This window comes from Gammaproteobacteria bacterium, from assembly GCA_013696315.1.
Classification (GTDB): domain Bacteria; phylum Pseudomonadota; class Gammaproteobacteria; order JACCYU01; family JACCYU01; genus JACCYU01.
In genome coordinates, this window is record JACCYU010000195.1 from 1 (window position 1) to 8629 (window position 8629).

Annotated in this window: 11 protein-coding genes and 2 pseudogenes; 3 read left to right on the forward strand and 10 right to left on the reverse strand. The window is 55.2% G+C overall.

Annotated elements, in window-relative coordinates; translation table 11 throughout:
• Positions 1 to 20 precede the first annotated feature (20 nt).
• The 3 genes from H0V34_11415 to H0V34_11425 form a co-directional block, all read right to left on the reverse strand.
• On the reverse strand, positions 21 to 245 hold the full coding sequence (locus H0V34_11415; protein ID MBA2492270.1) for a hypothetical protein: 225 nt from the start codon (positions 243 to 245) through the stop codon (positions 21 to 23).
• 25 nt (positions 246 to 270) lie between these two features.
• Positions 271 to 807 (reverse strand): TolC family protein, encoded by a 537-nt coding sequence (locus H0V34_11420; protein MBA2492271.1) that lies wholly within the window; start codon positions 805 to 807, stop codon positions 271 to 273.
• Between the two features lie 98 nt (positions 808 to 905).
• Positions 906 to 1301 (reverse strand): hypothetical protein, encoded by a 396-nt coding sequence (locus tag H0V34_11425; GenBank protein ID MBA2492272.1) that lies wholly within the window; start codon positions 1299 to 1301, stop codon positions 906 to 908.
• A 131-nt stretch (positions 1302 to 1432) separates the two neighbouring features.
• Here H0V34_11425 and H0V34_11430 point away from each other — a divergent pair, with 131 nt between their 5' ends.
• Entirely contained in the window at positions 1433 to 1948 is a 516-nt protein-coding gene (locus tag H0V34_11430) for a TIGR00645 family protein (GenBank protein MBA2492273.1), read from the forward strand.
• 73 nt (positions 1949 to 2021) lie between these two features.
• Positions 2022 to 2669, forward strand: a complete 648-nt coding sequence (locus H0V34_11435) for a peptidoglycan-binding protein (GenBank protein ID MBA2492274.1) — start codon at positions 2022 to 2024, stop codon at positions 2667 to 2669.
• A gap of 161 nt (positions 2670 to 2830) precedes the next feature.
• On the opposite strand, the pseudogene H0V34_11440 reads toward H0V34_11435, so the two are convergent.
• Positions 2831 to 3813, reverse strand: a pseudogene (locus H0V34_11440) (hypothetical protein).
• A gap of 101 nt (positions 3814 to 3914) precedes the next feature.
• Positions 3915 to 4310, reverse strand: coding sequence for a hypothetical protein (locus H0V34_11445; GenBank protein ID MBA2492275.1), 396 nt, complete (start codon positions 4308 to 4310; stop codon positions 3915 to 3917).
• Between the two features lie 213 nt (positions 4311 to 4523).
• Between H0V34_11445 and H0V34_11450 the strand changes: the two are divergent.
• Positions 4524 to 5431: pseudogene (locus tag H0V34_11450) on the forward strand (IS30 family transposase).
• 130 nt (positions 5432 to 5561) lie between these two features.
• On the opposite strand, the gene H0V34_11455 reads toward H0V34_11450, so the two are convergent.
• The 5 genes from H0V34_11455 to H0V34_11475 form a co-directional block, all read right to left on the reverse strand.
• Entirely contained in the window at positions 5562 to 5789 is a 228-nt protein-coding gene (locus H0V34_11455; protein ID MBA2492276.1) for a hypothetical protein, read from the reverse strand.
• A 182-nt stretch (positions 5790 to 5971) separates the two neighbouring features.
• Positions 5972 to 6550, reverse strand: coding sequence for a hypothetical protein (locus H0V34_11460; GenBank protein MBA2492277.1), 579 nt, complete (start codon positions 6548 to 6550; stop codon positions 5972 to 5974).
• Between the two features lie 311 nt (positions 6551 to 6861).
• A complete protein-coding gene (locus tag H0V34_11465; protein ID MBA2492278.1) occupies positions 6862 to 7221 on the reverse strand; it encodes a hypothetical protein in 360 nt (119 codons plus the stop codon).
• Between the two features lie 112 nt (positions 7222 to 7333).
• Positions 7334 to 7855 carry a hypothetical protein gene (locus H0V34_11470; protein ID MBA2492279.1) on the reverse strand — a complete coding sequence of 174 codons (522 nt, stop codon included), beginning with the start codon at positions 7853 to 7855 and terminating at the stop codon, positions 7334 to 7336.
• Between the two features lie 87 nt (positions 7856 to 7942).
• On the reverse strand, positions 7943 to 8470 hold the full coding sequence (locus tag H0V34_11475; protein MBA2492280.1) for an SHOCT domain-containing protein: 528 nt from the start codon (positions 8468 to 8470) through the stop codon (positions 7943 to 7945).
• Positions 8471 to 8629 lie beyond the last annotated feature (159 nt).

The window sequence follows — 8629 nt, forward strand, 5'->3', positions numbered from 1 at the left end:
TATCCGTCTCGAACGCGCTGTTAGACCTCACTTTCGCCGCCCTCGAAGAAAAGTTGATTCGCCTTCGTCCAATTCTTGTAGTCACTGTAGCCATGCATATTTACGATTTCCACAAGCACGTCGTGTGCGCCAAACCAGATGAACTCTTTTGGGTGCTCTTTGGCATGAGCCATTCGGCGACTCAAATCAGTAGCTTCGATTAGCCGTTGGTCTTTGATGGCCTCGAAGGCTTTAGTCCTCGTCATTTCACGAATGCCTTCCTCCCATGGATTAAACGTGACCGTGAACCTCCCCCGATTTCGTCTCCGTCACGTTGCGCAGCTCGATCAACAGGTCGCGGCTGGCCGCGTTGGTCGCCACCGCGCGGTGCACGTAATACCACTCGGCGAAGCCCGCCGTGGCGGCAGTGGCGATCGCGAGCCGTAGGTCGGTAAGCGCCAGGCCGGCAGCTTCGGCCTCGCTGCGTGCGGCGGCTGCGCGCAATGCCAACGTGCCTGCCCAGGGAATTTCCTGACTCAGGTCGAAGCCCTGATTCAGGCGCTCTCCGCTGCCGATGGTTTGCGGCGCGAGCGTGTAGGACAGCATCGGGTCGTCCAGCGCGCCGGCGGGCTCGACCCGGGAAGCCGCGGCGGCGGCCGCGGCACGCAGCGCGGGCACCCCGGGATTGCGCTGCATTACCGCATTGACCAGCCTTTTCGCCGTCAGCAGTGTGGCGCCTACCAGGGGATCAGCCGCATGCGCGGGCACACCCGCGAACAGGCACACGCACACGAGTGCGCGGATAAGTGTGACACTGGAAATACGCATAATCGCCTCACATCGATGACGTGATGGACCGCGATATCGATACGACACCGCGGGTCGTCATTAAGCGCGCGGGCAGGCGCGCGTGGGACGGGGGCGATTTACAGGCGCAGACGCGCCGTGAGCAGGTAGAGGTCGGAGTCGTTTACAAGACGCGACTCGAAAATCGGTATGACGAATGCCGTCGCCGAGAGCTGCGCGAAAGATGGCGGCGGCGCGGTGGTGATATCCGGCGAGTTATCCCAGAGTTTTTTGACGATCTTGACGCCGGACTCGGCGACACCGCCGACGGTCTCTTTATGTTTTTCGATGCCTACCGTACAACAGTGATCAGTCGGTGCCGGCTCATCGCACGCGCCCGTGTCGGAACGCGCGTGCTCGCAACAGCAGCTTGTTTGTGGGCTCCCGCCCTCCATCATCGCGCAAGCGAGCACCATCTTCGCCTGGGCAAATGGCGCCGCCAGCAGCATTAGCACGATGACCAGTTTTCTGAACATGCCTTGAATCACCTCGCGGGTCGTTGCCGAAGTATAGGCCGAAATTCCCAGTATGCGTGAAGCGCGGGCATCCCTGCACACGTTGTTGTGCAATAATGCGCGGCATTTTTCCGGGACGACTTCGACGCATGCTGGAACAGAAAATCGAACAGGCGCTATTCGCCAGCCGCTGGCTGCTCGCGCCGATCTATCTGGGTTTGAGTCTTGCGCTGTTGGCGCTGGCGGTGAAATTTTTTCAGGAGCTGTTTCACGTGCTGCCCGCCATTTTGAGCACCTCCGAAACCGACATGGTGCTTACCGCGCTTGCGTTGGTCGATATCTCGCTGGTCGCCAGCCTCATCGTGATGGTGATGCTGAGCGGCTACGAAAACTTCGTGTCGAAGATCGACGTGGAGGGCGCGGAGCAGAAGATCGGCTGGATGGGCAAATTGGATTCGGGCACGCTCAAGATCAAGGTGGCCGCATCCATCGTGGCGATTTCATCCATTTACCTGCTGCGCGCGTTCATGGACTTGCAGCACATCGACAATACCAAGCTGCTATGGTACGTGATCTTCCATATGACGTTCGTCGTGTCCGCTCTGCTGTTGGGTCATCTGGGCAAGATCGCATTTGCGGCGCACCGCGAGGTGAAAGCAAGCCACTGAGCGGCTTGCGACGCAAGTCGCGCCATGCGGCCTTAATCGGTTCTGAACCAAACCTGCATCACGGAGGCAGAATATGAAAAACCTGATCTCGCTCGTCATACTTGGTCTGTTTGCGCCGGGGCTACTGCATGCGATGGATGACGAGGGTAATTTCGCCATCAAGGGCGCGGGTGTGACCAGCTGCGCGCAATACACAAAAGTGCTGGAAACCAAGTCGCCCGAGCTTTATCTGTTTGTCGGCTGGATCGACGGTTATCTCACCGGCGTCAACCAGTTTCAGCGAGAGACCTTCGACGTAGCGCCCTGGCAGGCGACGGAGTTGCTGGCGCAGTTGCTCAGCCGGTACTGCGAGCAGCGCCCGGACGCTCAATTCATGCTCGCGGCGACGCGGCTGCTGCAATCCATGTTTCCCGCCCGGCTGCGAACATCGTCGGAACCCGTGGAGATGGAAAGCGGCGCCGAAACTGCGTTCCTGTACAAGTCCGTTCTTACGCGAGTGCAGGAAGCTCTGGCCGAGCGCGGCTACGATATCTCCACCGACGGCGCTTACGGCCCCCAAACCCAGGACGCGCTGGAGGCTGTCCAGCGCGAGAACGACATAAACGTCACCGGGTTACCCGACCAGCAAACGCTTATGCTGTTGCTCCAGGAATCGTCATTCAGCAATCCCGCCGAGCCGGTTGAATCTGATCCCGACGGCGGTACGGATGGCGGGAACTGAAATCTGTGCGACCGGCGATGCCGTTACACGGCAAGTTCGCGTTGTGAACGGGCGAGAACCGCGAGGGGCGAGCGTCTACACGAACACCCGTGTTCGTGTACGGGGCTGTAAGCAGTAAGCCGCAGCGCAGTTAAGTCGCGGTTACGAGTTATTTATAGCTATTATAGTGATTGATTAACAAGTTGCCGGACATAACCCTTGGACGAGCCATAGCTTACGATTGCTACTTCTAGATCAACATGCTTGTAGAGATTCAAGGCACGTTGGATTCCACGCATGATCCAATCGGTTTCGTTGCCGAACGCTCCACCGCCCAGAAGCGTAAGAAACAATCTGTTGTTTTCGTTTCTAATCGAATTCAAGATCGCAATGCAAATTGTTGCTTCATAGGATGCCTCTAGAACGAGCCGTGCGAATTCTCCCATAGATTCGAAGAATGATGGGAATAGGCAACTGGCAAGGCAGAGCAATAGGCTTGTGAGACCATGTGCTTGGAGTCATTGCGCGTCACTTGCGTATCCCACTGAATGCCGATGCGTAGCAACTGTCGCAATTCATCAAGTTCACGCTCGCTTGATGCTCGAAGTCGATTCGAAATTTCGACCAAACCCCTATGCGATGCCAAAGCATAACCATTCTTCATTTTCCAAAGACGGTTCTCTGAATTTCCCAATGCTGCTCCGATATCCGCAAGGCAATCAATCTGGTTTCTTGCGGATTGGCCGCGTTGCCCATTTACGATTGCAAAGTAGTTTCGATAAATCGTTCCCGCACCAGCCGCGACAGCACACGCTGGCCCCTGGGTAAGATCATTCTCATACATTCCCACACCGCGCTCGGGCGTTACGCTCGGACATGCCATTTCAAGCAGATTGAACTGGGAAGCTACCTGAAAAAGCGAACCGGCATTCGATTCGTTGGTGTGCAAATGCTGGACGTTGGCAACTACTTCGCGTACCGACATCTTTCCGACTTCATGTCCACTCGAATGTACACGTTCTCTCAGTTCGGCCAAAGACGGGATTTCCAACTGGCCACAAACCAGTACCTTTCCGTTTACGCGCGTACCGTCAACAGTGATATTCTCGCGAACCTGCTGTGAGGATACTTCAGGAAAACCGGTCAATGTTTCAAACCACATCATCGGGCTTCATCAAGCAACGTAACGCCCCAAGCTCAGCAGCTGACGGCTACATACGCATAGAAGAAAGGGGTGTTGTCCGGCCGCTCAATTGCCGTAGAGACTTATGTGAACAATTTTGCCAACCGCTGAAACTCTTGCGGATGCCGAAGACGCAGCAGTTCAAGTTGCTCTGCAACCGACTTGACGATGGCTCTAGCCTCTTCGGCCTTTACCGCTTCAATCTGCTCATGGATCTCCTTGAGCCTCTCGAGTGCCAGCGCGCCCTGCTCTGGCGTAACCGCGCCCTGTTCATTCTGGGCGAGCAGAACCTCTGTAATCAGGCCGAGTTGCCTACCGTATGAAGCAACCTCAAAGGCCTTGCGTTCAATTTCTCCGTTACCAGCGGCTGGACGTATAGCCCCAAAAAACCAGTCTGTGTCTGGCTCAATGTGTTGGGCCACGCTGCCACTCCAGGGGAAGTGAATTTGAGGAGTCCATAACCATAACCACGGGTACATATTGACCTCATTGTCGAGTGTTGATTTCGAGTGCCTAGCTTAGCCGCTGGCCGTCACAGACGCATGGAAGAATTGAGAATCATCCGGCCGGTTGGCTGGAGCGAATGATTAGGTGTGGTGGATTCATAAACTAAGTGCAACATGCTCTGTTGAAAGGCAGGTGATCCGGGATACTGACGAAGTTTCTCAACGGCCAAGAAGAGGATCTTTGTCATGACGTACCACCAGATCACCGGTGGAGAGAGGTATATGCTCGCCGCGTTGCGAAGGCAAGGGCTGAATCAGTCACAGGTTGGCCGGGCGCTGGGGCGTCATCGCAGCACGATCAGCCGCGAGCTCAAACGTAATCGTTGTGCATTGGATGGCCGGTACCGTGCGAGCAAGGCCCAGGAGAGAACCAATGGACGGCGGTCACGATCGCGGCGGAATCAGCGATTCACTTGCCAGGACTATGAGCTGATCGATAATCTGCTGTGTCGGCAATGGAGTCCCGAGCAAGTGGCGGGCCATCTGCGTCTGAGCGACGTGCTGTCGGTCAGCCACGAGACGATCTACCAGCATCTATGGCGCGACAAGGCAATGCTGAGCGCTATGGTTACTACGACAGCCGTGGGCGATTGGCTGGCAAACGCCACATCTCAGAACGGCCCGCATCAGCAGAGGCCCGCAGTCAGAGGGGACACTGGGAGATCGACACCGTCATGGACACAGGCAGCAAGGACTGCATCCTGAGCCTGGTTGAACGCAAGACCGGCTACCTCCTGATTGGCAAGCTCGCGGATCGGACCAAACACTCCCTGAACAAACGCGCGATCCAACTAATCAAGAAGCATGCTATTGCCTTCGAGCCCATCACGGCTGACAACGGCACGGAGTTTCACGACTACAAGCACATCGAGCGGCACACTCAAGCTATGTTCTACTTCGCGACACCCCATCACGCATGGGAACGGGGGAGCAACGAAAACGCCAATGGTCTGATACGCCAGTACCTGCCCAAGGGAGCCAGCATGGCCGCCCTAACCCAACAGCAATGCAGTGCCATCGCACACACGCTCAACACCCGACCACGCAAGCGCCTCGACTTCAAAACACCTCAGGAGTGCTTCTATGCAAATTGATCAATGTTGCAGTTCAAAATTGATATCAAGAGGCTAGGCTATCACTTGGGATGATGAGTGGCATCAATGGCAATGCCTAGAAAAACCAGTGCGACCAGAACTACCAGAATGGCAACGAGCGTTTCCATGGCTAAAGCTCCCGAAGACTTGTAATGTGCCGCTCAATGCGACGATGAAGAAAGAATATGCCCGCGGTAATTGCGATGGCGGCCACCGAGCAGCCCAAGACCAGCCGCAAAGGCGCCACCCCAGCATTTGTGACGAGCCAACCGAAGAGGCTGATGTCCGTCACTACCATGATGCCGAGCCAGACTTGCAAGTAAGTGATTTGCGACTTGATGACGTCAAGCTCGGACACGATCAGCTCCCGCTGGGCCTAAAGCAAGTCTACACCACCATGTTATCGGCCTTCTAACGTGTTGTTGAGCGGCGCGCAGCTTCATGCGCGTCCGCTCGAACTAAAGTTAGATGCGCGGGTGCGCTTGATTCCCGCGTTTATTTGAACGCGCTAGCTCGCGCACCTGGACACCATCCAAGCCCCTATTCGGGGCTTTTTTCGTTAAACCCCTTTATTGCTTTTCTTAAATCGAGGTCAATTTGCCTTACCTTTTCATCAAATTCGGCTAGGCTAACCTTTATTATCGAGTTGGTATTTTCGAGTATATGCAATGAAGACAACGAAGCATCGTTATATTTTTTAAGGTCGTCCGAAGCCGCTTGGACCATAGCGATAAGATTCTCAACACGAGCGGTGTCCGTTTTGGGTGTAAGGCTACTGCACATAGCGTGAAGGTGTTGGATGCTTTCATCCCAGTTCTTTATCGACTTCTCCATGTTCTTCCGAATCTCTTTAATGGCAGCAATGATGGCCGTGTGTTTCTCGGCTTGTTCCCCGCTCAGTCCCAGAGAAGCGTTCTTAACCGCAACAATTTCATATTTGGCTGAAATCAGGTGCGCTTCAGAATTCTTGGCGTTCAAGTCAGAGATTTTCGCGAACAGTTGGTCTCGCCGCTGAAAGAATTCAAGCCGCTTAGACTTCTTGTAGCTCCTAGCGGCAATCACACAAACAATGATTGCGACTACTAGGCTACCTAAGGCGATTCCGGCGTCAGCATTCAAGGTCTGAAAGTCATATCAACGCCCCGGTTAAGCGGCGGCGCGCAGCGCCGTCCGCTGTAAACGACTGTTGGGCGGTGCGCCTTCACAAGAACCACCTCAGCGATAGCCACGACCCAGGAGCCCTCACTGAGCCGACGTTTCTGATACACAGATACCGTTTTCGCCAATCGAGTCGGCGATCGCCTTCTCAGTCACTGCGGTGCGGCGTCCGAATCGAAGATCATAGTCTCCTGGCCGACCTCTACTTCGCCGTACTTGAGGTCGCCGGCACGCTCGTAGACGTGCAGGACGGCACCGGTGTGCGTTGGGCACTACATTTCGCTGGCAATTCCTTCTAATGCTTCAAGTAGGTAAGCCTTCTCAGCACTACCACCTCGGTAGGCGATACAGCTAACTTCATAGGCTCCTGCAACCTCCAGCGGTCGGATGTCTGAAATCTCGGCACAAAGGTGACCATTTAGGTTGATGCCTGTTGAAACCAGTTCCTTTACTTCAGCCTCGGAGAGCACTTTCTTTACATCGCCTAGGCCGGCATTCATTCCCATACTCCGCAATCCAAAGACCGTCAGCTCTTTCTTGTGCTGAGTTGTTAGGGCCAACTCCGCATGTGCAAGGTGCATCGAGCCCGTTAAAAAACCTGCGGCGATAACCGCCGTAAAGAGCTTCTTCAATTCATTTCTCCTGCCTAACACTCGCGATCAGCGGCCCGCGCCTACGAGCGCTCGCCCGTGGCTCGCCGTTCATGCGCGGGTCCGCTGCATCGTGTTGTTGGGCTGCATGGCATCAGACCTCTCGATTCAGTTTCGCAGCCTCGGCTCGAATCGCGACCCGGAAATCCTCCTCCAGTTTATCGAGCTCGGTGGATGCGGCGCGCATCATGGACAGCGATCTGGAGCCATCGTGAGGACCGCTTTCCCGACAGACGCTCTTGTGCTGCTCGAGGATGTCGTTGGCACGCTTCCTAAGGGTAAGCAGTCGATCCAAGTGGCCCTGCAGTTCTGGAAAGTAAATTGCAACGAGCATCTCCAGTGTCTCGAAGTGCCTGGGCTCGACTGTAGCGCCCTTGGCTGTCATATCGAGCGCGGCATTGTAGTCGATCTTGCCTGCCATGACGGCCATGTGTGGAATCCAATGCGATCCGAGCTGGGTGACATAACCGTTGAATGCCTGGAACAGGGATTCGAGCTTCTGTCGCCGCAGCTGCCTAGAATCGCGTTTGGCGTTTAGGCGAAACGTCACGACTCCAGAGACGACGCCGCTCATCGCGATCGTGAGAATGCTGATAGCGATTTGTTCCGGTTCCACAATGAATTCCTCGTCCTGCCTAACGCCTTGTTCAGCGGCGCGCGCTTGTCGCGCGTCCGCTGCAACTGAAGTTAGACGACACCGCCATCACAGTTGAGATACTAGCTTTCTACGTTTTTCCTCATACTCGTCATCCGTGAGAATTCCAGACTCATGGGCGTCCTTAAGCTTCTCCAGCAGTGAAAGTGAGTCCTTCGCATTCTTTGCAGCTACACTCTTTGTCTTTGCGGCGGCTTGCCGGTTAGACGTAAGCGCCTTTAACTCGCTTTTTGCGGCACTGAGCTCAGTTTGAAGTTGCTTTACGAGGTCTTGGGCCTCACGTTTTCCTTCAGCTATTTTCCTTCGCTTCTCTGCTACGTCTTTTGCTATAGCGGCGTTTGAGCTGGCAGCCGCTAATCGCATGGCTGAACGATACTTGGGACCAAGGAGGCCGGCAAAAAAGCCGCGGCCGGACGACTGATTCTCGGCACGAGCCTCCGCGGCTGAACGTGACAAGTTGGTATTCGCGTCCGTGCACTGTTGCACCACTTCTTTGCCTCGCTCGATCTGCATCGTCAGGTCAGCAATTCGACACTCAGCAGCTGCAATCTCTGCGTTGGATGAGTCTTGGTCCATATCGCTATTTCCTACGGACAAAAGTGTTGTCTAACGCTTCTAAGTTGAGCAATGCAGCCCAGCAAGTGGCGTGACAGCAACGCTGGCGCGACACTTGGCCTGCATTAGCTCGAACGCGCAGTTGGAGGCGATGGGACGCAATACCTCGGTAGCATAACT